Source organism: Pseudomonas paraeruginosa PA7, from assembly GCF_000017205.1.
In the GTDB taxonomy this organism is placed as follows: Bacteria; Pseudomonadota; Gammaproteobacteria; order Pseudomonadales; family Pseudomonadaceae; genus Pseudomonas; species Pseudomonas paraeruginosa.
On sequence record NC_009656.1, the window covers coordinates 1568478 to 1590955 of the forward strand.

The 22478-nt window shown below is 68.7% G+C and carries 19 protein-coding genes; 11 read left to right on the plus strand and 8 right to left on the minus strand.

Features of this window, described 5'->3' with window-relative positions:
- Nucleotides 1-56 precede the first annotated feature (56 nt).
- On the plus strand, nt 57-1130 hold the full coding sequence (locus PSPA7_RS07370) for a bifunctional transcriptional activator/DNA repair enzyme AdaA (protein WP_012074723.1): 1074 nt from the start codon (nt 57-59) through the stop codon (nt 1128-1130).
- Here the strand turns inward: PSPA7_RS07370 and PSPA7_RS07375 are convergent.
- Nucleotides 1127-2539: an MFS transporter gene (locus PSPA7_RS07375; protein WP_012074724.1), complete on the minus strand. Its 1413-nt coding sequence runs from the start codon at nt 2537-2539 to the stop codon at nt 1127-1129. The two genes, PSPA7_RS07370 and PSPA7_RS07375, sit on opposite strands and share 4 nt — an antisense overlap.
- A 215-nt stretch (nt 2540-2754) precedes the next feature.
- Complete coding sequence (locus PSPA7_RS07380) at nt 2755-3642, minus strand: LysR family transcriptional regulator (protein ID WP_003157130.1); 888 nt, start codon at nt 3640-3642, stop codon at nt 2755-2757.
- A gap of 112 nt (nt 3643-3754) precedes the next feature.
- Between PSPA7_RS07380 and PSPA7_RS07385 the strand changes: the two genes are divergently transcribed.
- Genes PSPA7_RS07385 through PSPA7_RS07410 form a run of 6 tightly spaced genes read left to right on the plus strand, consistent with a single transcriptional unit; the run spans nt 3755 to nt 11609 of the window.
- Nucleotides 3755-5482 (plus strand): acyl-CoA dehydrogenase family protein, encoded by a 1728-nt coding sequence (locus PSPA7_RS07385; protein ID WP_012074726.1) that lies wholly within the window; start codon nt 3755-3757, stop codon nt 5480-5482.
- A gap of 39 nt (nt 5483-5521) precedes the next feature.
- Nucleotides 5522-6709, plus strand: a complete 1188-nt coding sequence (locus tag PSPA7_RS07390; protein ID WP_012074727.1) for a CaiB/BaiF CoA transferase family protein — start codon at nt 5522-5524, stop codon at nt 6707-6709.
- Nucleotides 6710-6761: 52 nt separating this feature from the next.
- The gene (locus tag PSPA7_RS07395) at nt 6762-7559 is read left to right on the plus strand and encodes an enoyl-CoA hydratase (protein ID WP_041025302.1); all 798 of its coding nucleotides are present in this window, start codon (nt 6762-6764) and stop codon (nt 7557-7559) included.
- Nucleotides 7556-9088 carry a 3-hydroxyacyl-CoA dehydrogenase gene (locus PSPA7_RS07400; RefSeq protein ID WP_012074729.1) on the plus strand — a complete coding sequence of 511 codons (1533 nt, stop codon included), beginning with the start codon at nt 7556-7558 and terminating at the stop codon, nt 9086-9088. Before PSPA7_RS07395 ends, PSPA7_RS07400 begins: the two co-directional genes overlap by 4 nt.
- A gap of 22 nt (nt 9089-9110) precedes the next feature.
- Nucleotides 9111-10313 (plus strand): 3-oxoadipyl-CoA thiolase, encoded by a 1203-nt coding sequence (locus PSPA7_RS07405; protein ID WP_012074730.1) that lies wholly within the window; start codon nt 9111-9113, stop codon nt 10311-10313.
- 45 nt (nt 10314-10358) lie between these two features.
- Nucleotides 10359-11609, plus strand: a complete 1251-nt coding sequence (locus PSPA7_RS07410) for an OprD family porin (protein WP_012074731.1) — start codon at nt 10359-10361, stop codon at nt 11607-11609.
- A gap of 5 nt (nt 11610-11614) precedes the next feature.
- Here the strand turns inward: PSPA7_RS07410 and metR are convergent, their stop codons facing one another.
- Nucleotides 11615-12535 (minus strand): transcriptional regulator MetR, encoded by a 921-nt coding sequence (gene metR, locus PSPA7_RS07415; protein ID WP_003156821.1) that lies wholly within the window; start codon nt 12533-12535, stop codon nt 11615-11617.
- A 110-nt stretch (nt 12536-12645) separates the two neighbouring features.
- Between metR and metE the strand changes: the two genes are divergently transcribed.
- Both metE and PSPA7_RS07425 read left to right on the plus strand, forming a co-directional pair.
- Nucleotides 12646-14937 carry a 5-methyltetrahydropteroyltriglutamate--homocysteine S-methyltransferase gene (gene metE / locus PSPA7_RS07420; RefSeq protein WP_012074732.1) on the plus strand — a complete coding sequence of 764 codons (2292 nt, stop codon included), beginning with the start codon at nt 12646-12648 and terminating at the stop codon, nt 14935-14937.
- Between the two features lie 122 nt (nt 14938-15059).
- Nucleotides 15060-16046: an alpha/beta fold hydrolase gene (locus PSPA7_RS07425; RefSeq protein WP_012074733.1), complete on the plus strand. Its 987-nt coding sequence runs from the start codon at nt 15060-15062 to the stop codon at nt 16044-16046.
- 16 nt (nt 16047-16062) lie between these two features.
- Here the strand turns inward: PSPA7_RS07425 and PSPA7_RS07430 are convergent, their stop codons facing one another.
- Together PSPA7_RS07430 and glpD are read right to left on the minus strand one after the other, a co-directional pair.
- A complete protein-coding gene (locus tag PSPA7_RS07430; RefSeq protein WP_003119370.1) occupies nt 16063-16392 on the minus strand; it encodes a GlpM family protein in 330 nt (109 codons plus the stop codon).
- Nucleotides 16393-16523: 131 nt separating this feature from the next.
- Complete coding sequence (gene glpD, locus PSPA7_RS07435) at nt 16524-18062, minus strand: glycerol-3-phosphate dehydrogenase (protein WP_033996759.1); 1539 nt, start codon at nt 18060-18062, stop codon at nt 16524-16526.
- Nucleotides 18063-18084: 22 nt separating this feature from the next.
- Between glpD and PSPA7_RS31965 the strand changes: the two genes are divergently transcribed.
- A complete protein-coding gene (locus PSPA7_RS31965; RefSeq protein ID WP_126593882.1) occupies nt 18085-18291 on the plus strand; it encodes a hypothetical protein in 207 nt (68 codons plus the stop codon).
- A gap of 46 nt (nt 18292-18337) precedes the next feature.
- Here the strand turns inward: PSPA7_RS31965 and PSPA7_RS07440 are convergent, their stop codons facing one another.
- The 3 genes from PSPA7_RS07440 to glpF all read right to left on the minus strand — a co-directional run bounded on the left by PSPA7_RS07440 (nt 18338) and on the right by glpF (nt 21680).
- Nucleotides 18338-19093 carry a DeoR/GlpR family transcriptional regulator gene (locus PSPA7_RS07440; RefSeq protein ID WP_003092173.1) on the minus strand — a complete coding sequence of 252 codons (756 nt, stop codon included), beginning with the start codon at nt 19091-19093 and terminating at the stop codon, nt 18338-18340.
- 190 nt (nt 19094-19283) lie between these two features.
- Nucleotides 19284-20801, minus strand: coding sequence for a glycerol kinase GlpK (gene glpK, locus PSPA7_RS07445; protein WP_003152303.1), 1518 nt, complete (start codon nt 20799-20801; stop codon nt 19284-19286).
- Nucleotides 20802-20840: 39 nt separating this feature from the next.
- Complete coding sequence (gene glpF / locus PSPA7_RS07450) at nt 20841-21680, minus strand: glycerol uptake facilitator protein GlpF (protein ID WP_012074735.1); 840 nt, start codon at nt 21678-21680, stop codon at nt 20841-20843.
- A gap of 264 nt (nt 21681-21944) precedes the next feature.
- Here glpF and ybaK point away from each other — a divergent pair, with 264 nt between their 5' ends.
- A complete protein-coding gene (gene ybaK, locus PSPA7_RS07455; protein WP_012074736.1) occupies nt 21945-22415 on the plus strand; it encodes a Cys-tRNA(Pro) deacylase in 471 nt (156 codons plus the stop codon).
- The last annotated feature ends 63 nt before the right edge of the window (nt 22416-22478 follow it).

A 22478-nucleotide genomic window follows, 5' to 3' on the forward strand; every position in this document is an offset into this window, starting at 1 on the left:
GCCCGACACCTGGCCTAGAGTGGCTATCCATCGCTTCCCAGGTTCCGGAGTCGGCCATGCATACCGCGCCGCTGTTCTCGCCCCTACCCGACGATGACACCCTGTACGCCGCGCTGCTGGCGCGCGATCCCGCCTACGACGGCTTCGCCTTCGTCGGGGTGAAGAGCACCGGGGTGTTCTGCCGCCTGACCTGCCCGGCACGCAAGCCCAGGCGCGAGAACACGCAGTTCTTCGATTCGATCAAGGGCTGCGTCGAGGCCGGTTTCCGGCCCTGCCTGCGCTGCCGGCCGCTGGAGCGGGTCGGCGCGCAGGAGCCGCTGGTCAGCGACCTGCTCCAGCGCCTCGGCCGGCAGCCGCAGCGGCGCTGGTTCGAAAATGACCTCGCGGCGCTGGGCTACGACCCGTCCACCGTCCGCCGCGCCTTCAAGCGCCAGTTCGGCGTGACCTTCCTGGAAATGGCTCGCCTGCGCCGCCTCGGCCAGGGCGCCGAACGGCTGTCCTCGGGCGCGCGGGTGATCGACGCGCAACTGGATGCCAGCTTCGACTCGGACAGCGGCTTCCGTAGCGCCTTCGCCCGCCTGCTCGGCGAGCCGCCGTCGCAGTTGCGCGGACGCGAGTTGCTCAAGGCCGACTGGTTGCAGACGCCGCTTGGCGCCATGCTCGCGGTGGCCGACGCGCAAGCGCTGCATCTGCTGGAGTTCTTCGACCGCCCCGCCCTGGGGGGCGAGCTGAAGCGCCTGCAGGCGCGCAGCGGCTCGCGCATCGGCTTCGGTCGCTTCGCCCCGATCGACCGCATCGAGGTGGAGCTCGCCGACTACTTCGGCGGCATACGGACGCATTTCCGGACTCCTCTGGCGCTGCACGCCTCGGCTTTCACGCGGACGGTCTGGCAGGCCTTGCGCGAAGTGCCATGCGGGACCACCCGGAGCTATGCCGGGCTGGCCCGCTCGATCGGCTCGCCTTCGGCGGTGCGCGCCGTAGCCCGGGCCAACGGCGCCAACCAGATCGCCATCGTGATTCCCTGCCATCGGGTGATCGGCGCGGACGGTTCCCTGACCGGCTACGGTGGCGGCCTGTGGCGCAAGCGCTGGTTGCTCGAGCATGAGCGGCGGATGGCAGGCGAACCCTAGCCGGGGTTGCCGCCGAGCAACCGGGCCGGCGTGCGCAGCGCCGCTTCGCGGCCGGGAGTCACGGGGCGGTGCGGCAGCTCCTCGGCGTCGGCGCGTTCGGCGGTTGACAGCTCGCCGGCGTGGAAGCCGGTGATCCGCAGCAGGGCCAGGGTGCAGGCCAGCGAGACCAGCGCGTAGCAGGCCGAGGCCAGGGCCACGCCGAGGATGCTGCCGGTGCCGTTGAGGATCCACTGGGCCAGCACCGGCGTGCCGCCGCCGACCAGCAGCGAGCAGAGCTGGTAGGCCAGCGACAGGCCGGTGTAGCGCACCCGCGCCGGGAAGGCGCGGGCGAGGATGCCGCCCACCGCGCCGTAGAACATCGCGTGCGGCACCGTGGCCAGGCACATGCCGACGGCGGCGATCCAGTAGATCCTGGTTTCCACGGCGAAGAACATCGCCGGCATCAGGATGAACTCCGGCAGCACCATCAGGCACACCGCCTTGCGCATGTCGATGCGCGAGGTGAGCAGCGCGCCGAGGGGCTGGCTGACGAACTGCACCACCAGGGCGATGACGATGATGCCGAGGAAGGCGCCCTGGCTGTAGCCAAGGGTCTTGGTCGCCCAGGACAGGGCGAAGGTGCTCTTGAAGTAGGTGACATGGATGATCGGCAGCACGCCGGCGCCGAGCAGGACGATCTTCCAGTGCCTGCCCAGCACCTCGGCGAGCGGCAGCTTCACCGTGCGCTTCTGCGCCAGCACGCGTTTCATGTCTTCCGACTCCTCCAGCTTCAGGCGGATCAGCATGCCGACGATGACCAGCGCCGCCGAGAGCAGGAACGGCGCGCGCCAGCCCCAGAGCAGGAAGTCCGGGGCGGGCAGGGCGCTGAGGGCGAAGAACACCAGGGTCGCCAGGAGGTTGCCGGTGGGCGAGCCCTGCTGGGCGAAGGCGGCGTAGAGGATGCCCTTGCCCCTGGGCGCGCTTTCGCTGGCGATCAGGATCGCGCCACCCCATTCGCCGCCGACCGCGATGCCCTGGACGATACGCAGCGCCACCAGGGAGATCGGCGCCCAGACGCCGATCTGCGCATAGACCGGCAGCAGGCCGATGCAGGTGGTGGCGATGCCCATCATGACCAGGGTGATCACCAGGGTGGTCTTGCGCCCGATGCGGTCGCCGAGGTGGCCGAAGATGATCCCGCCGAGCGGGCGAGCGATGAAGCCCGACCAGAGGGTGACGAAGGACAGCAGGGTGGCCAGGCCGGGGTCCATGTCGGCGGGGAAGAACACCCTGCCGAACACCAGGGCGGCGGCCAGGCCGTAGATGTAGAAGTCGTACCATTCGATGGTGGTGCCGATGAACGAGGCGATACCGGCCCTGCGGGCCTTGGTGTGCAGGGCGGCGTCTTCGGGAGAGGGCGTGCGCGGCATGGGTCGAGTCCTGTTTATTGTTGTTCTCGCCGACACGCCGCTCCCTGCCGCCCCTCGGGAGGGGCGGGGCGGAAACGTCGGTTTCCGTCGTCGGGGAAGGTGTCGGTGTTGACCCGGGTGCCTCGGAGTCTAGGTGGCGCCCCCGCGAATCAATAGTCTTTTAATCTTATGGCTCGATAAGGGATTCCATATCGACGTTTTCCGTCAGCGCTCGCTCAGGCATCGTCCAGACCGTTCTTCAGCGTCGCCAGGAACGCCTGCGCCGCCCGGGAGGGTTCGCTGGCCGGAAGGATCGCGTGGATCTCCGAGCGCGCGCCGGCCGGCTCGATCTCCAGGTAGCGCACCTCGTTCCTCCAGGCCAGGCAGAGGGTCTCCGGGATCAGCGCGACGCCCATGCCGAGACCGACCATGGCGGCGACGGTCTGCCACAGGCGCGCCTCGTGGCGGATGCGCGGGCTGAAGCCGGCGTCCACGCAACGGGCGATGATCAGGTCGTGGTAGTGCGGGGAGACGTGGCGCGGGAAGAGGATGAAGTCTTCGTCGCGCAGCTCGGCGAGGTCCAGGCGCGCCTGGCCTGCCAGGCGGTGTCCGGCGGGCAGGCAGCAGAGGAACGGGTCGCTGATCAAGGGTTCGGAGACGATTTCCGCCGGCAGCCTGCCCCAGTGCACGAAGCCCAGGTCGATCTGCCCGCGCAGCAAGGCCTGGGCCTGCTCCGCGCTGTTCATTTCGCCGAGTACCACCGCCATGTTCGGATGCTCCCGTTCGAAGCGGGACATGGCCCTGGGCAGGCCGCGGTAGAGCATGGAGTTGACGAAGCCGACGCGCAACTGGCCGACGTCGCCCTCGGCGGACAGCTGGGTCAGGCGTTTCACCTTCTCTGCCTGCAGCAGCAGGTTGCGTGCCTCCACCAGCAGGACCTGGCCGGCACCGGTGAGCTTCACCGACTTGTTGTTGCGCAGCAGCAGTTGGATGCCCAGCTGTTCTTCCAGCTTCTTGATATCGAAGCTCAGCGCCGGCTGGGAGATGAACAGGCGCGTGGCGGCGCGGCCGAAATGCAGCTCTTCGGCGACGGCGATGAAATAGCGAAGCTGTCTGAGATCCATGGCAGGCACCGGTTCTACGATCTGTTTTTCTTATCGTGGAGGATTTTTTTTGTATTGGCCGCTTATCGAAGCACTCCCCTAGTCTCGGCGCAAGACCAGCAGGAGCCGCGCCATGACCGCCATGCCCGAAGTACTCGCCGAAGACACCCTGAACATCCCCGACAGCCGCGGGCTGAATCTCTACACTTGCGATCCGGCCCTGGAGCGGCTGCTGGAGGTGTACCTGCCGCCGGCCCTGCTCGCCGAATGGCGGCCGGTCTTCGAACGCCTCGGCGCCCGCGCCGGCGGCGAGCTCGACGTGCTGGCGCTGGCGGCGGACAAGAACCCGCCAGTGCTGGCACCGCGTACCCGGCGTGGCGAGGACCGGCAGAGCGTCCGCAAGCATCCGGACTACATCGCTCTCGAGCGGATCGCCTATGCCGAACTCGGCCTCGCCGCCATGAGCCATCGCCCGGACGGTCCGCCGCCGCTGGTGAAATACACGCTCACCCACCTGTTCGTGCAGGCCGAGTTCGGCCTCTGCTGCCCGGTCAGCATGACCGACTCGCTGACCCGTACCCTGCGCCGGTTCGGCGCCCCGGAACTGGTCGAACGCTACCTGCCGTCCCTGGCTTCGCGGGATTTCGACGAGCTGTTCCAGGGCGCCATGTTCATGACCGAGCAGGCCGCCGGCTCCGACGTCGCGCGAACCTGCAGCGTGGCGCGGGAGGAGGGCGGCGAGTGGAAGCTGTATGGCGACAAGTGGTTCTGCTCCAACCCGGACGCCGACCTGGCGATGGTCCTCGCCCGCCCCGAGGGCGCGCCGGAAGGCATGAAGGGCGTGACCCTGTTCCTCCTGCCGAAGCTTCGCGAGGACGGTTCGCGCAATGCCTACCGCATCGTCCGCCTGAAGGACAAGCTGGGCAGCCGCTCCATGGCCAGCGGCGAGGTCCGCCTGGAAGGCGCCAGTGCCTACCTGATCGGCGAGATCGGCCGCGGCTTCCAGCAGATGGCCGACATGGTCAACATGTCGCGCCTGTCCAATGGCGTGCGCGCCGCCGGCCTGATGCGCCGGGCGCTGAACGAGGCGCTGTTCGTCGCCCGCCACCGCCGCGCCTTCGGCAGGTACCTGGTGGAGATGCCGCTGATGCAGAAGCAATTGCTCAAGCTGATGCTGCCCACCGAGCAGGCGCGCTCGATGTTCATGCAGATCGCCACCCTGCTGCCGCGCGCCGACGGCGGTGACGGCGAGGCGCAGAAGTGCGTGCGCATCCTCACCCCGCTGATCAAGTTCCGCGCCTGTCGCGATGCGCGGCGGGTCACCGGGGACGCCATGGAAGTGCGCGGCGGGGTCGGCTACATCGAGGAGTGGAGCGACGCGCGGCTGGTGCGCGACGCCCACCTCGGCTCGATCTGGGAAGGTACCAGCAACATCGTGGCGCTGGACATCGCCCGCGCGGTCAGCCGTGAACAGGCGCTGGAACCCTTGCGCCGCCACCTGCGCGGCCTGCTCGATGCCAGCGGGTTGCCAAAGGCCGCCCGCGACCTGTTCGACGGCCTGCTCGAGCGCGTCGTCGAGACCATGGCCGGGGTCGCCGCGCAGCGCCTGGACGAACAGGTGCGCCAGGCCGGCAGCGCCCTCTACCACCTGTGCACGGCGATCTTCATGGCCTGGGAGGCCAGCCGCCAGGCGCCCGACCAGCGTCGCCTGGCCCTGGCCCTGCTGGTCGCCCGGCACAGGCTGCTGCCGCGCGACCCGCTGCGCCTGGAGGATTGGTCCAGCCAGGCCGAACTGCTGGGCAGGCTGGTCGGCGAAACGCCGTTGAGCCAGGCCGAGGCCATGCAACTGCTGCCGGCCTGACTGCCGGCAATCCCCGCCCATAACAACCAGAGAGTCGTCATGACCAACCCCGTCGGCGCCCTGCGTGGCCTGAAAATCATCGATCTCAGCCGGGTCCTGGGTGGACCCTACTGTTCCCAGGCGCTGGCCGACCACGGCGCCGAAGTGATCAAGCTGGAACCCCTGGGCGGCGACGAGACCCGCGCTTGGGGGCCGCCCTTCGAGGGCGACATGGCGTCCTACTTCAAGGGCGTGAACCGCAACAAGAAGGGTATCGCCGTCGACCTGGCGCAGCCGCAGGGCATCGAACTGCTGCTACGACTGCTGGAGGACGCCGACGTGCTGCTGGAGAACTTCAAGCCCGGGACCCTGGCGCGCTGGGGTTTGGGTTACCAGGAGGTGTTGCGCGAGCGCTTCCCGCGGCTGATCCATTGCGCGGTGTCCGGTTTCGGCGCCGACGGCCCGCTCGGCGGGCTGCCCGGCTACGACGCGGCGATCCAGGCGATGGCAGGACTGATGAGCGTGAACGGCGAGGCCGGCGGCGACGCCCTGCGCATCGGCCTGCCGATCGTCGACATGGTCACCGGGCTGAACGCCGTGGCCGGCATCCTCCTCGCCCTCCACGAGCGCCAGGCGAGCGGGCGCGGGCAGTCGGTGGACATCGCCCTGTACGACTGCGGTCTGTCCCTGCTGCACCCACACCTGCCGAACTACTTCGCCTCGGGCCGCACGCCCCGGCGCACCGGCAACGCCCACCCGAACATCGCGCCCTACGACAGCTACCGCAGCGGCACCGAGCCGATCTTCCTGGCGGTCGGCAACGACCGCCAGTTCGCCCGCCTGTGCGAATACCTGGGCGCCGAGGAGTTGCCGGCCGACCCGCGCTTCGCCGACAACGGCAAGCGTTCGGTGAACCGCGAGGCGTTGAAGCGGGCGCTGGAGGAGCGCCTCGCGGCCCATGACGGGCGCGAGCTGGCCGAACGGCTGATCCGCCTCGGCGTGCCCTGTGGTGCCATCGCCACGGTGGAGCGGGTGGTGGAGCACCCGCACACCCGGCATCGCGGCATGCTGGTGGAACTCGATGGCTACCGTGGCATCGCCTCGCCGGTGAAGCTTTCGCGCACACCCGCCAGCTATCGCAGCGCGCCGCCGGCGCTCGGCGAGAACAGCCGGGAGGTCCTCGGCGGACTGGGGCTGTCCGCCGAGGTCATCGACTCGCTGATCCAGCGCGGCATCGTCCGCGGCTGAGTCGCCCGCCACGGCGCCGCGCAATCCATTACTCGAGCAATTGGAGATCGCCATGGATTCCTTCCAGGGGGACGCGTGCCCCGAACTCGTGCTGCTGGAGCGGCCGGAGCAGGGCGTGGCCCTGTTGCGGCTGAACCGTCCGGCGCGGCTCAACGCCCTGAACATGCGCCTGCGCGAGACGCTGGCCGCGCATGTCGAGCGTCTCGACGCCTGCGCCGAAACCCGGGTCGTGGTACTCACCGGAACCGCCACGGTGTTCGCCGCCGGCGCCGACCTGGGCGAGTTGGTCGCCGCCTCCGCGCTGGAGATCCAGCAGCGCCGGCTGGAGCGCCACTGGCAGGTGCTCGCCAGCTGCCGCAAGCCGCTGATCGCCGCCGTCGAGGGCTACGCGCTGGGCGGCGGTTGCGAGCTGGCGATGCACTGTGACCTGATCGTCGCCGGCGCCACGGCGCGCTTCGCCCAGCCGGAGATCCGCGTCGGCGTGATGCCCGGCGCCGGCGGTACCCAGCGCCTGGTCCGGGCTGTGGGCAAGTTCCAGGCGCTGCGCATGCTCCTCACCGGCTGCATGGTGCCGGCGCCGCAGGCCCTGGCCATGGGCCTGGTCAGCGAGGTGGTGGAAGAGGGGCGGGCGCTGGCCCGCGCCCTGGAGCTGGCCGGGCAGGTCGCCGCGCTGCCGCCGCTGGCGCTGGCACAGATCAAGGAAGTGGTTGCGGCCGGCGCCGACCTGCCGCTGGAGCAGGCCCTGGCGCTGGAGCGCAAGGCCTTCCAGCTGCTGTTCGACAGCCACGACCAGAAGGAAGGCATGCGCGCCTTCCTGGAAAAGCGCACCGCGGAGTACCTGGGAAAATGAACGAACAACCGCTAACCCGTATCGGCATCGTCGGCACCGGCGCCATGGGCCAGGGCATCGCCCAGCTCGCCGCCTGCGCCGGCCTCTCGGTGCTGCTCTTCGACAGCCGCCAGGGCGCGGCGGCGCAAGCGCGCGACGCTATCGCCCGAACGCTTGCCAGGCAGGTGGAAAAAGGCCGGCTGACCCAGGAAGCGAGCGCGCGCGCCCTGAACAACCTGCGGGTGGTCGAGGACCTGCGGATCCTCTGCGCCTGCCAGCTGGTGGTCGAGGCGATCATCGAGGACCTGGGCGCCAAGCAGGCGCTGTTCCGCCAGTTGGAAGAGGTGCTCGACGACGAGGCGATTCTCGCCAGCAACACCTCGTCGTTGTCGATCACCGCCATCGCCTCGGCCTGCCGTGATCCCGGACGGGTCGCCGGCCTGCATTTCTTCAACCCGGTGCCGTTGATGCGCCTGGTCGAGGTGATCGACGGCCTTGCCACCCGCGCCGGGGTCGCCGAGCGGCTGTGCGCGCTGGTGGCGACCCTGGGCCACCAGGCGGTGCGCGCCAGCGATAGCCCCGGTTTCATCGTCAACCATGCCGGAAGGGCCTTCGGCACCGAGGCGCTGCGCATGCTCGGCGAAAACGTGGCGCCCGTGGCGGCGATCGACGAAGTCCTGCGCGAGGGCGCCGGGTTCCGCATGGGGCCGTTCGAGCTGTTCGACCTGGTCGGTCTCGACGTCAGCCTGCCGGTGATGGAGTCGATCTACCGGCAGTACTACGAGGAGCCGCGCTACCGCCCGCATCCGGTGTTGCGCCAGATGCTCGCCGCCGGCCGCCTGGGCCGCAAGAGCGGACGTGGCTTCCATTGCCATGCCGGAACAGCGCCGTCGCCTGCCGTCGCGCCGGCCGTCGCCGGCGGCGCGGCGTTGCCGCCGGTATGGCTGGGGGTCGATGACGAGGACGACCGCGCGCCGCTGCTGGCGCTGTTACAGCGCCTGGGCGCCGAGGTGGAGAACGGCGAGCGTCCCTCCGCCGCCGCACTCTGCCTGCTCGCACCGCTCGGCGATGACACCAGTACCGCGGCGCGCCGCTTCGAGGTCGATCCGACGCGCAGCCTGGCCATCGATGTGCTGTCGGACCTGGAGCGGCGCCGTTGCCTGATGCTCAACCCGGTCACCCGGCCCGACCTGCGGGACGCCGCCCACGCCCTGTTCGCCTGGGACGGCGCGGGGGTGACGGTGATCCGCGACAGCGCCGGCTTCATCGTCCAGCGCAGCCTGGCGGCGATCGTCAACCTGGCCTGCGACATCGCCCAGCAGGGCATCGCCTCGGTGGAGCACATCGACCTGGCGGTGCGTCTCGGCCTCGGCTATCCGCTGGGACCGCTGGAGTGGGGCGATCGCCTCGGCGCCGGGCGCGTGCTGCGCATCCTCGAGCGTCTCCACGCACTCAGCGGCGACCCGCGTTATCGCCCCAGCCCCTGGCTGCGCCGGCGCGCCGAGCTGGGCCTTCCCCTGCGCCAGCCGGACAGCCCGTTGGCCGCCTGACCCCTTCGTGGAGCGACACACCATGCTCGATGCCTATATCTATGCCGGCCTGCGCACGCCCTTCGGCCGGCACGCCGGGGCGCTCGCCTCGGTGCGTCCGGACGATCTGGCCGGCGCGTTGCTGGCGCGCCTGGCGGAAACCTGCGGGTTCGCCGTCGACGACCTGGAGGATGTGATCCTCGGCTGCACCAACCAGGCCGGCGAGGACAGCCGCAACCTGGCGCGCAACGCGCTGCTCGCCGCCGGCCTGCCGGCGCGCCTGCCCGGGCAGACGATCAACCGGCTGTGCGCCAGCGGGCTGTCGGCGGTGATCGACGCGGCTCGCGCGATCAGTTGCGGCGAAGGCCGGCTGTACCTGGCCGGTGGTGCCGAAAGCATGTCCCGCGCGCCCTTCGTCATGGGCAAGGCGGAAAGCGCCTTCAGCCGCGCGCTGAACGTCTTCGACAGCACCATCGGCGCGCGTTTCGCCAACCCCCGGCTGGTCGAGCGCCATGGCAACGACAGCATGCCGGAGACCGGCGACAACGTGGCGCGCGCCTTCGGCATCGAACGCGAGGAGGCCGACCGTTTCGCTGCCGGCTCGCAGGCACGCTACCAGGCGGCGCTGGCATCCGGTTTCTTCGCCGGGGAGATTCTTCCCGTGGCGGTGCGCGGCGCAAGCCGGGACGAGACACTGTGGGTCGAGCACGACGAGCATCCGCGCCCGCGGGTCGACCTGGCCGCCCTGGCGCGCTTGCCGCCCCTGTTCGCCGGCGGCGTGGTCACCGCCGGCAACGCCACCGGGATCAACGATGGCGCGGCGGTGCTGCTGCTGGGCGACCGCGCCATCGGCGAACGCGAGGGCGTTGCCCCGCTGGCGCGAATCCTCGCTTCCGCCAGCGTCGGAGTCGAGCCACGGCTGATGGGCATCGGCCCGCACCTGGCGATCCTCCGTGCGTTGCAGCGCGCCGGCATCGGCCTCGACGAGGTCGGCCTGATCGAGATCAACGAGGCCTTCGCGCCGCAGGTCCTGGCCTGCCTGAAGCTGCTCGGCCTGGACTACGACGACCCACGGGTCAATCCCCATGGCGGCGCCATCGCCCTCGGCCACCCGCTCGGCGCCTCCGGCGCGCGCCTGGCGCTCACCGCCGCGCGTGGCCTGCAGCGCCTGGAGCGGCGCTACGCGGTGGTCAGTCTGTGCGTCGGGGTCGGCCAGGGGGTGGCCATGGTGCTCGAGCGTTGCTGATGTCTACCTGAAAAAGAGGCGCCCAGGCGCTCGTTCGGAGTGCGTATGAACAACAACAAGAAATGCGCGTTTGCCCTTTTCGCCAGCCTTGCCTGCGACGGCGCTCCGGCGCTGGCCGACGGCTTCGTCGAGGACGCCCGGGCCAGCCTGGCCCTGCGTAACTTCTACATGAACCGCGACTTTCGCGATGGCGCGGGGCGTGCGAAAAGCGAGGAGTGGGCCCAGGGCTTCCTCTTCGACTACCGCTCGGCCTATACCGCCGGCACCCTGGGCATCGGTGTCGATCTGCTCGGCAAGCTGGGCATTCGTTTCGACTCCGGAGCCGGGCGCAGCGGTACCGGCCTGCTGCCGGTCCGCGAGGGTGGCGGCGCGGCGGGTGACTACGCGCGGCTCGAACCGACTGCCAGGCTGCGCCTGTCACGCAGCGAACTGAGGGTCGGCGGCCTGCTGCCGAAGTTACCGACCGTCCAGCCCAACTACGGACGACTGTTTCCCCAGGTGTTCCAGGGCATGCTGCTGACCTCCGGCGAACTGTCCGGGCTGAGCCTGCATCTCGGGCGGCTGACCGAGGTCAGCCAGCGCAACGAGGCGGGTACCGGCGACCTGGCGCTATTCAACCGCAACCGGCGTTTCGCCGGAGCGGCGCAGGCGGACCGTTTCGACCTTGCCGGCCTGGACTACCGCATCGCCCCGGACTGGACCGCCAGCTACCACCATGGCGAACTGGAGCAGGTCTACGTCCAGCATTTCCTCGGTCTCAAAGGACGCATCGGCGTTGCCGCGGACAGCCTGGAAAGCGACTTGCGCCTGGCGCTCAGCCGCGACGCTGGCGGCGCTCGCGGCGGCCGCATCGACAACCGCTCCTTCAGCGGGTCGCTCACCTACCGCCTGCGTAACGGCCAGGCCTTCGCCCTGGGCTACCAGCGGATGGGCGGCGATCACGGCTTCCCCTACCTGGAGGGGAGCGATCCGTACCTGGTCAACTTCGGCCAGTACAACGACTTCGCCGAGGCCGGCGAGTCCTCCTGGCAACTGCGCTACGACTGCGACTTCGCGCCACTCGGATGGCCCGGCCTGAGCCTGATGACGCGCTATTTCAGCGGCCACGGCGCGCAGCCGAAGGGCGCCGATGGCAGCCGCGAATGGGAGCGCGACAGCGACCTGCGCTACGTGTTGCAGGGCGGCGCGCTGAAGGGCCTGGGGCTGGTCTGGCGCAACGCGACCTATCGCTCGGGCTTCGCCCGCGACATCGACGAGAACCGCCTGTACCTGACCTACGAGCTGTCGCTGTTCTGAGCCGCTCAGCCCTTGGCGGCGCTGACCCCTTCGAGGGTGGCGAAGGAAGTGTCCTTGGCGGTGAGCAGGAAGTCGCGCATGAACGGCGCGTCGAGCATGTCCGCGCGGATCGCGGCGAAGAGCGTGCAGTACAGGCCCTTCTCCCCGAGGCGGCGGGCGGTCACGTAGCCGCGCGAGCTGTACTCGTGCAGCGCCCAGTTGGGCAGGCAGCAGACGCCGCGTCCGGAAGCCACCAGTTGCATCATCATCACCGTCAGTTCGGCGGTGCGCACCTGGGCCGGCTCGATGTCGGCGGGGTCGAGGAAGCGGGTGAAGATGTCCAGGCGGTCGCGCTCCACCGGGTAGGTGATCAGGGTTTCCCGCTCCAGGTCTTCCGCGACGATGCATGGCCGGCTGGCCAGGACATGCTGGTTGGCCACCGCCAGCAGGGCCTCGTAGGTGAACAGCGGCACGTAGGTGATGCCGGGCAACTCGACCGGGTCGGCCGTCACCACCAGGTCGAGGTCGCCGCGGGCCAGGGCCGGTAGCGGCGCGAAGGAGAAACCCGAGGCCAGGTCCAGCTCGACCTCCGGCCAGGCGTCGCGGAACTGGTCGATGGTCGGCATCAGCCACTGGAAGCAACTGTGGCATTCGATCGCCATGTGCAGGCGTCCGGCGGTGCCGCCGGCGAGCCGCGCCAGGTCGCGCTCGGCGGTGCGCAGCTGGGGCAGCAGCGAGTCGGCCAGTTGCAGCAGGCGCAGTCCGGCGCTGGTGAAGCGCACCGGCTTGGTCTTGCGCACGAACAACTGCATGCCCAGGCGCTCCTCGAGTTCCTTGAACTGGTGCGACAACGCCGATTGGGTCAGGTGCAGGCGCTCGGCGGCTTCGACCAGACTGTCGGCTTCGCGCAAGGCGTGCAGGGTCTTGAGATGGCGAAGTTCGAGCATGGCGCGCCTCTGTATGAGCAAAACTTGATGACAAAGCGAATTTATTGAGTTTGTCTCATGCGCCTGGCGCTGTCGACAATTCCTCCATCAATTTGCATGGAGATTTCGGCATGGCGCTCGCCCACACCCTCGGTTTTCCCCGCATCGGCCGCGACCGTGAACTGAAGAAGGCGCTGGAAGCCTACTGGAAGGGCGAACTCGACCAGCCCGGCCTGCTCCAGGTCGGCCGCGAGTTGCGCCGGCAGCACTGGCAACTGCAGAAGGACGCCGGCATCGAACTGCTGCCGGTGGGCGACTTCGCCTGGTACGACCAGGTCCTGGCGCACTCGCTGGCCTTCGGGGTGATCCCCGAGCGCTTCCGTCCGGCCGACGGCCAGCCGACCCTGGATACCCTGTTCGCCATGGCCCGCGGCGTCGCCCAGGGCTGTTGCGGCGGCGCGCATGCCCAGGAAATGACCAAGTGGTTCGACACCAACTACCACTACCTGGTCCCGGAGTTCACCGTCGACCAGGCGTTCAGCCTGAGCTGGACGCAGCTGTTCGAAGAGGTCGACGAGGCGCTGGCCCTCGGTCACGCGGTGAAGCCGGTGCTGATCGGCCCGCTGAGCTACCTGTGGCTGGGCAAGGCCAAGGGCGGCGAGTTCGACAGGCTCGAGCTGCTCGAGCGGCTGCTGCCGGTCTACGGGGAGATCTTCCAGGGCCTGGCGGCACGTGGCGTCGAATGGGTGCAGATCGATGAGCCGATCCTCGTCCTCGACCTGCCGCAGGCATGGAAGAACGCCTTCGAGCGCGCCTACAACCTGATCCAGCGCGAACCGTTGAAGAAGCTGGTCGCCACCTATTTCGGCGGGCTGGAGGACAACCTCGGGCTGGCCGCCGGCCTGCCGGTGGATGGCCTGCACATCGACCTGGTGCGAGCCCCCGGGCAGTACCCGACCATTCTCGATCGCCTGCCGGCCTACAAGGTACTTTCGCTGGGGCTGGTCAATGGCCGCAACGTCTGGCGCTGCGACCTGGAGAAGGCCCTGGAGGTGCTCGCCCACGCCCATGAGCGGCTCGGCGAGCGGCTCTGGGTGGCGCCGTCCTGCTCCCTGCTGCACAGTCCGGTGGACCTGTGCCGTGAGGACCAGTTGGACGAGGAACTGCAGAGCTGGCTGGCGTTCGCCGTGCAGAAGTGCGAGGAAGTGGCGATCCTGGCGCGCGCGCTGGTCGAGCCGGAAGCGCCCGAGGTGCGCCAGGCCTTCGAGGTCAGCCGTCGGGTAGAGGCCAGTCGTCGCCGCTCGACGCGCATCCACAAGCGCGAGGTGCAGGCGCGCCTGGCCGCGGTGCGGCCACAGGACAGCCGGCGCGCCTCGGCCTTCGCCGAGCGCGCCGTGCAGCAGCGGGCGCGGCTGGAGCTGCCGGCGTTCCCCACCACCACCATCGGTTCCTTCCCGCAGACCTCGGCGATCCGCCTGGCGCGGCAGTCCTGGAAGCAGGGCAGGCTCAGCCAGGCCGAGTACACCGAGGCCATGCACAGCGAGATCCGTCACGCCGTGCAAGTGCAGGAGCGCCTGGGCCTGGATGTGCTGGTGCATGGCGAGGCCGAGCGCAACGACATGGTGGAATACTTCGCCGAGCAACTGGACGGCTACGCCTTCACCCGCTTCGGCTGGGTGCAGAGCTACGGTTCGCGCTGCGTGAAGCCGGCGGTGATCTACGGCGACCTGAGTCGGCCGCGGCCGATGACGGTGGAGTGGATCCGCTACGCGCAGAGCCTGACCGGCAAGGTCATGAAGGGCATGCTGACCGGTCCGGTGACCATGCTCATGTGGTCGTTCCCGCGCGAAGACGTGTCCCGCGAGGTGCAGGCACGGCAACTGGCGCTGGCGCTGCGCGACGAGGTCAGCGACCTGGAGCAGGCCGGCATCCGTATCGTCCAGATCGACGAGGCGGCGTTCCGCGAAGGCCTGCCGCTGCGTCGCGCCGACTGGCCGCACTATCTGGAGTGGGCGACCGAAGCCTTCCGCCTGTGCGCTTCCGGGGTACGCGACGAGACGCAGATCCACACCCACATGTGCTACAGCGAGTTCAACGATGTGATCGAGTCCATCGCGGCGATGGACGCCGACGTGATCACCATCGAGACCTCGCGTTCGGACATGGAGTTGCTCGAGGCGTTCGAGGCCTTCGCCTATCCCAACGAGATCGGCCCGGGAGTCTACGATATCCATTCGCCGCGAGTGCCGGCGGTGGAGGACATGGTCAAGCTGCTGAGCAAGGCCGCCGAACGGATACCGGCCGCGCGCCTGTGGGTCAACCCCGACTGCGGCCTGAAGACCCGCGCCTGGGCCGAGACCGAGGCGGCCCTGGCCAATATGGTGGCGGCCGCCCGCCAGCTGCGCCAGGCGAACCTCGCCTGAACGAGCCGCCGGGCGACCGCCCGGCGGCATTCATCAAACTGTCACGGTTTCGTGGCAGCACGCTGGACGAGATTTAATCAGAATCGCGTTCCACTGGGGTCTTGCGTTCTGGATTTTCCTTCATGCGTGCTTTCATCTTCCTGGCTGCCCTGCTGTGCAGCCTTTCTTCCTTCGCGGCGGCGCGTTGCGATGCGCGGGTAGCGACCGAGACCGTCGAACTGGGCGACGTGCGCCTGGCCTACCAGAGCATCGGCCGCGACAGCGATCCGGCCCTGCTGCTGGTGATGGGCCTGGGCGGGCAACTGATCCACTGGCCGGACGAGGTGGTCAGCGCCCTGTGCGAGCAAGGCTTCCGGGTGATCCGCTACGACAACCGCGACGTCGGCCTGTCGGCCTGGAACGTGCCGGTGCCCAGCTCGCGGCTGACCTACGAAGTGGTGCGCTATCGCCTCGGCCTGCCGGTCAGCGCGCCCTATACCCTCACCGACATGGCCGGCGATGCCCTGCATCTGCTCGACGCGCTGGATATCCCCCAGGCCCATGTGCTCGGCGCCAGCATGGGCGGGATGATCGCCCAGCACATCGCCGACATGGCGCCGCAGCGCCTGCTCAGCCTGACCCTGGTGATGACCAGCTCCGGCGCCGAAGGCCTGCCGGCGCCCAGCGAGTCGCTGCTGCGCCTGCTGGCGCGACGCGAGGCGGCCAGCCGTGAACAGGCGGTCGAGCAGCAGGCCGACCTGCTGGCGGCGCTGGGCAGCCCGGAGGTGCGCGACGATCGTCAGCAGCTTCTGCAGCAGGCCGCGCGGTCCTACGACCGTGCGTTCAATCCCGAGGGCGTGCAGCGGCAACTGCTGGCGATCCTCGCCGAGCCGAGCCGGGTGCCGCTGCTCAATCGCCTGCAGGTGCCGACCCTGGTCATCCACGGCACCGCCGACCCGCTGTTGCCGGTGATGCATGGCGTGCACGTGGCGGCGCACATCCGCGGCTCGGAGCTGAAGCTGATCCCCGGCCTCGCCCATCGCTTCCAGGAAGCCTTCAAGGAGCCGTTGCTGGCGGCGGTGGTGCCTTACCTGAAGGCCCATCGCCAGGCCAGCGTCGTCCAGCTCTGAAGCCGCGCTCGCGGTCTCAGGCGTGCAGGCGTACCCAGAGGCCCACCAGCACGCTTGCCGCCACCAGCCAGGCCAGCGCCGCCAGGGCCAGAGAGGTCTCCAGGCGGAAGCGCTCGACCAGCAGGTAGAGCGCGGCGAGATAGACGAAGTAGGGGATGATCGACCACATGCCGAAGACGATGGTGGTCTTCAGGTCGTCCAGCGAACGGCCCTTGCCGACGATGTAGTGAGCGATCAGGGCGAAGGTGGGGAACAGCGGCACCAGGCCGGCGATGTAGTAGTTGCGGGTCTTCGACAGGACGGCGAGGAGCACGACCACGGCGGCGCCGATCAGCGCCTTGAACATCAGGTCCACGGGATTCTCGACTGCGGCGGCGCCACCGGCTTGGTGGCGTCGCACATTATGCCCGGATCGTCCCGTGCCGTTCCATAACGAGCGAGGCCCGCAATGCGGGCCTCGTCGTTTCTGGCTGGCGATCAGGCCGCGCGGACCCGCGGGCGATGCGGATGCTCGCTCTGCAGGTACTGGCCGAGGCGCACCTGCTGGCTCGGCGAGAGGAACAGGCCGAGCTTGCTGCGGCGCCAGAGGATGTCCTCGGCGTCCTGGGCCCACTCGTGCTCGCACAGGTAGTCCACTTCGCGGGCATACAGGCCGCCGCCCAGGTGCTCGCCGAGATCGGCTTCGCCGTTGACCCCGTCCAGCAGGCGCCAAACGCGGGTGCCATAGCTGCGCGCCCAGCGCAGGGCCAGATCGCGGTCGAGCCAGGCGTAGCGGTTGGCCAGTTGCTCGGTGAGCGCCTCGACGCTCTGCATCTGCTCGCCGCCCGGCAGCGGCGCCTTGGCGGTCCAGGCCGGGCCGAGGTTGGCGAAGAACGGCTGAAGCTGCGCCAGCGCCGATTCGGCCAGCTTGCGGTAGGTGGTCAGCTTACCGCCGAACACCGAGAGCAGTGGCGGCTCGCCGTTGCCGGCGGAGAGCGACAGGGTGTAGTCGCGGGTGATCGCCGAAGGCTCGTCGGACTCGTCGTCGCACAGCGGACGCACGCCGGCGAAGCTGTGCAGGATGTCGCTGGCCGCCAGCTGCTGCTTGAAGTGGGCGTTGACCACTTGCAGCAGGTAGGCGGTTTCCTCTTCGCTGATCGCTACCTTGGCCGGATCGCCCTGGTACTCGCGATCGGTGGTGCCGATCATGGTGAAGCGATCCAGATAGGGAATGGCGAAGACGATGCGGCGGTCCTCGTTCTGCAGGATGTAGGCGTGATCGCCTTCATACAGCTTCGGCACGATGATGTGGCTGCCCTGGATCAGGCGGATGCCGTAGGGCGACTTCTGTTTCAGGTCGTCCTGGATGAAGCGCGCCACCCAGGGGCCGGCGGCGTTCACCAGGGCGCGGGCGCGGATCGAATACAGGCTACCGTCGCTGCGCTCCAGGTGCAGGTGCCAGAGGCCCTTGCTGCGGCGGGCGCTGACGCAGCGGGTGCGGGTATGGACGTGGGCGCCGTGCTCGCGGGCGGAGATCGCGTTGAGCACCACCAGGCGCGCGTCGTCCACCGCGCAGTCGGAATATTCGAAGCCACGGCGGATCTCGGCCTTCAGCGGGCTGCTGCCGGTGAAGCGCAGGCCACGCGAGGCGGGCAGCTTCTCACGCTTGCCGAGGTGGTCGTAGAGGAACAGGCCGGCGCGGATCATCCAGGCCGGGCGCAGGTGCGGCCGGTGCGGCAGGACGAAGCGCAGCGGCTTGACGATGTGCGGCGCCTTGGCCAGCAGGACCTCGCGCTCGGCCAGGGCTTCGCGGACCAGGCGGAATTCGTAGTGTTCGAGGTAGCGCAGGCCGCCGTGAATCAGCTTGCTGCTGGCCGAGGAGGTGTGCCGGGCCAGGTCGTGCTGTTCGCAAAGGAACACCGACAGGCCGCGCCCGGCTGCGTCGGCGGCGATCCCTACACCGTTGATGCCACCGCCGACCACGGCGACATCGTAGACTTCGGCGAGTGGAGCGGAGGGGGTGTGCGCTTGACTCATGTGAAAGGCCCTGAAGTCGAAAGTGAACGTCGTTTTGTTCGAATTCGAAAATAGCTTAGTCGATTGCGCAGTTATTGACCAGCCCGATTCAGCAGGCTTTTTCAATTTCGAAGGGTTGTCCGGGCGCTACGCGTTCGCCCTTCCGCGCAGGAACAGCCCTCTCCGCATGCGCGAAGCGGCCGCCGATGGTCGCGGCGCATGGTCAGGCGTCGGCAGGTGGTTTTTCTGAAACGAACATTCACGGCGCCGAACGGCGCCGTGGGAGGGAAAATGCCTCAGACCAGGTCCAGGTGGACCTTGTGCTGCGCCATCAGGCGGGCGATGGCGGCGGGCGGCGGGCTGTCGCTGATGACCCGGTTGACCAGCGAGATCGGCCCCAGGCGGACCACCGCGTTACGGCCGAACTTGCTCGAGTCGGCGGCCAGGAACACCTGCCGGGCGTTGTCGATGATCGCCTGGGATACGCGCACTTCCTGGTAGTCGAAGTCGAGCAGGCTGCCGTCCTCGTCGATGCCGCTGATGCCGACCAGGGCGAAGTCGACGCGGAACTGCTGGATGAAGTCCACCGCCGCCTGGCCGACGATGCCGCCGTCGCTGCGCACGGTGCCGCCGGCGACCAGCACTTCGAAGTCTTCCTTGGCGCTGAGGGTGGCGGCCACGTGAAGGTTGTTGGTGATGATCTTCAGGTTGCGGTGGTTGAGCAGGGCGCGGGCGATGGCCTCGGTGGTGGTGCCGATGTTGATGAACAGCGAGGCGTTGTCCGGTACCAGGCTGGCCACGGCTTCGGCGATGCGCTGCTTCTCGTCGCGCATCTGGTCGGCGCGCATGGTGTAGGCGGTGTTCTCGATGCTCGAGTCGTAGGCCGCGCCGCCATGGTAGCGGCGCAACAGCCCCTGTTCGGCGAGCTGGTTGATGTCGCGGCGGATGGTCTGCGGGGTGACCGCGAACATCTGCGCCATCTCCTCGATGCTCAGGTAACCGCGCTCGCGGACCTCCTCGATGATGCTTTGCTGTCGGGGGGGCAGGTTCATTGGTTGTTCTCGTGCTGCCGGGCCGGAACCCTGGAAAGTCGCCAAGGATGCCGCACGAGGGGCCCCGTTGTCAGCCGCGCATGAAGCACGGAGGGTGGCGCGGCGGTCGCCGCAAACGTTGCCCAGGGCAGGCCAGAGCGGCGCGGGGAAAAGCGCCATCCGCTGCGTAACGGCGAATGGCGCCGGGCGCTCACCGCTCGCCGTCGTCCCAGTCGCGGGTGCGCTCCACGGCTTTCTTCCAGCCGGCATAGAGCTTTTCGCGCCGGGGTTCGTCGCACTCCGGCTCGAACACCCGTTCGATCACCGCCTTGCTCTTCAGCTCGTCGAGGCTGCTCCAGAAGCCGCAGGCCAGGCCGGCCAGGTAGGCGGCGCCGAGGGCGGTGGTCTCGCGCATCACCGGACGTTCCACGCGGGTGCCGAGGATGTCGGCCTGGAACTGCATGAGGAAGTTGTTGGCCACCGCCCCGCCGTCCACGCGCAGGGCGCGCAGGCGCTCGCCGGCGTCCTGCTGCATGGCGTCGAGCACGTCGCGGGTCTGGTAGGCGATCGACTCCAGGGTGGCGCGGATCAGGTGGTCGGCCTTGACCCCGCGGGTCAGGCCGAACACCGCGCCGCGCGCATAGGGATCCCAATAGGGCGCGCCGAGGCCGGTGAAGGCCGGCACCAGGTAGACGCCGTTGCTGTCCTTGACCTTGGTGGCGAAGTACTCGGAATCGAAGGAGTCGTTGATCACCTTCAGTTCGTCGCGCAGCCATTGCACCGTGGAGCCGCCGTTGAACACCGCGCCCTCCAGTGCATAGCCGACCTCGCCGCGCGGGCCGCAGGCGATGGTGGTGAGCAGGCCGTGGGTGGATTTCACCGCCTTGTCGCCGGTGTGCATCAGCAGGAAGCAGCCGGTGCCATAGGTGTTCTTCGCCTGCCCCGGCTCCACGCACATCTGGCCGAACAGGGCGGCCTGCTGGTCGCCGGCGATCCCGGCGATCGGCAGCTCGCCGCCGCCGACCCCGCCGATCCGGGCGTTGCCGTAGACCTCCGAAGAGTTGCGCACCTCGGGCAGCATCGAGCGCGGGATGTCGAGCACCTCGAGCATCCGCGCGTCCCAGTCGAGGCTATGGATGTTGAACAGCATCGTCCGCGAGGCATTGGTGTAGTCGGTGACGTGGACCTTGCCTTCGGTGAGCTTCCAGATCAGCCAGGTGTCGATGGTGCCGAACAGCAGGTCGCCATTGCGCGCGCGTTCGCGGGCGCCTTCGACGTTGTCGAGGATCCACTTCAGCTTGGTCCCGGAGAAGTACGGGTCGGTGACCAGCCCGGTGGTCTCGCGGATATAGTCTTCCAGGCCGTCGCGCTTGAGCTGCGCGCAGATCGCCGCGCTGCGTCGGCACTGCCAGACGATCGCGTTGTGGATCGGCCGGCCGCTGTGGCGGTCCCAGACCACCGTGGTCTCGCGCTGGTTGGTGATGCCGATGGCGGCCACCTGGTCGTGCTCGATGCTGGCCTGGGCCAGGGCCTCGACCAGGGTCGAGCTCTGCGTGGCCCAGATTTCCATCGGATCGTGCTCGACCCAGCCGGCCTGCGGGTAGAACTGGGCGAACTCGCGCTGGGCCTGGCTGACCACGTTGGCGTCGCGGTCGAAGACGATGGCGCGGGAACTGGTGGTGCCCTGGTCCAGGGCGACGACGTATTTCTTGTTGTGCTTGTCGGTCATGGCTGTGGCCTTGTGGCTATGGCGGGATGGAGCGGGCGGTCAGGAAGCGCGAACCTTCTCCGGCTCGGCGTCGGCCGGCGCCGCGGCGCTCGGCAGATGGCGCGCGATCAGTACACGATAGCCGCCGGCACCGAGGCAGGCACCGAGGATCGGCGCGAAGATCGGCACCAGGAAGTAGGGAATCTCGCGGCCGCCGGTGAAGGCGATGGGCCCCCAGCCGGCCAGGTAGGTCATCAGCTTGGGCCCGAAGTCGCGCGCCGGGTTCATCGCGAAGCCGGTCAGCGGGCCCATGGCGCTGCCGATCACGGCGATCAGCAGGCCGATCAGCAGCGGCGCCAGCGGGCCGCGCGGCAGGCCGTTGCCGTCGTCGGTAAGGGCCATGATCACCGCCATCAGGATCGCGGTAATCACCATCTCGACGAGGAACGCCTGGCCGACCGACAGCGCCGGGTGTGGGTAGGTGGAGAATACCGAGGCCAGGGCCAGGCTGTCCTGGCTGCCGCGGACGATGTGCTGCGCCTGCTCGAATTCGACGAACAGGCTGCTGTAGAGGGTGTAGACCAGCGCCGCCGCACAGAACGCGCCGGCCACCTGGGCGGCCATGTAGAACGGCAGCTTGCGCCCCTCGAAGCCGGCGAACAGCCATAGCGCGATGCTCACCGCCGGGTTCAGGTGCGCGCCGGAGACGCCGGCGCTGAGGTAGATGCCCAGGCTGACACCGACTCCCCAGATGATGCTGATCTCCCACAGGCCGAAGCTTGCGCCGGCGACCTTGAGGGCGGCGACACAACCGGTGCCGAAGAAAATGAGGAGGGCGGTGCCGAGGAACTCGGCCAGGCATTGGCCGAACAGGGACGGGGTCGGGGCGGCAGTGGTCATGGGGCCTCTCTTGTCTGTTCTTGTAATTATGGCGGGCAGCCGTGAAAATTGTTCAGTTTCGAAAAAATATATTCACAAAGGAATGCTGTCAAAGCGCGAAGATGAACGTTTGTCCGAAAACCGACCCTCTGGTTTCGTTTTCGCGGCCAACCGAACATCCTGCCCGAGGCACGCCAGCCGCGGCATCGAGGCCCGTGCAGGGTTGCCGGGGATGGCTTAAGGTAGGCGCCGGTTTTCAGCCCACGTTCTTCTCCGGGAGTACCCATGACCCCTGCCATCGACCTGCTGAAAAAGGCTCGCGCCGAACACAAGGTGCTCAGCTACAGCCATGACCCCAAGGCGCCGTCCTACGGGCTGGAAGCCGCGGAAAAACTCGGCCTGGATCCGCAGCGGGTATTCAAGACGCTGCTCGCTGCCACGGAGAAGGGCGAATTGCTGGTGGCGGTGGTACCGGTGATCGGCAGCCTCGACCTGAAGGCCCTGGCCCACGCGGCGGGGGCGAAGAAGGCCGACATGGCCGATCCGCAGGCGGCGCAGCGGGCCACCGGTTACCTGGTGGGCGGGATCAGCCCGCTGGGGCAGAAGAAGCGCCTGCGCACCTTCATCGATGAAAGCGCGCGGCAGTACCCGAGCATCCATGTCAGCGCAGGACGGCGCGGGCTGGAGGTGGAGCTGGCGGCCGAGGTGCTGGCCCGGCTGACCCAGGGCTCGTTCGCCGCCATCGGCCGCGAATGAGCCGCTAACCCCGTCGGTCGAGCGACCGGCATTCGTCTTACTTTTCAATCTGTCAGGTTTTCC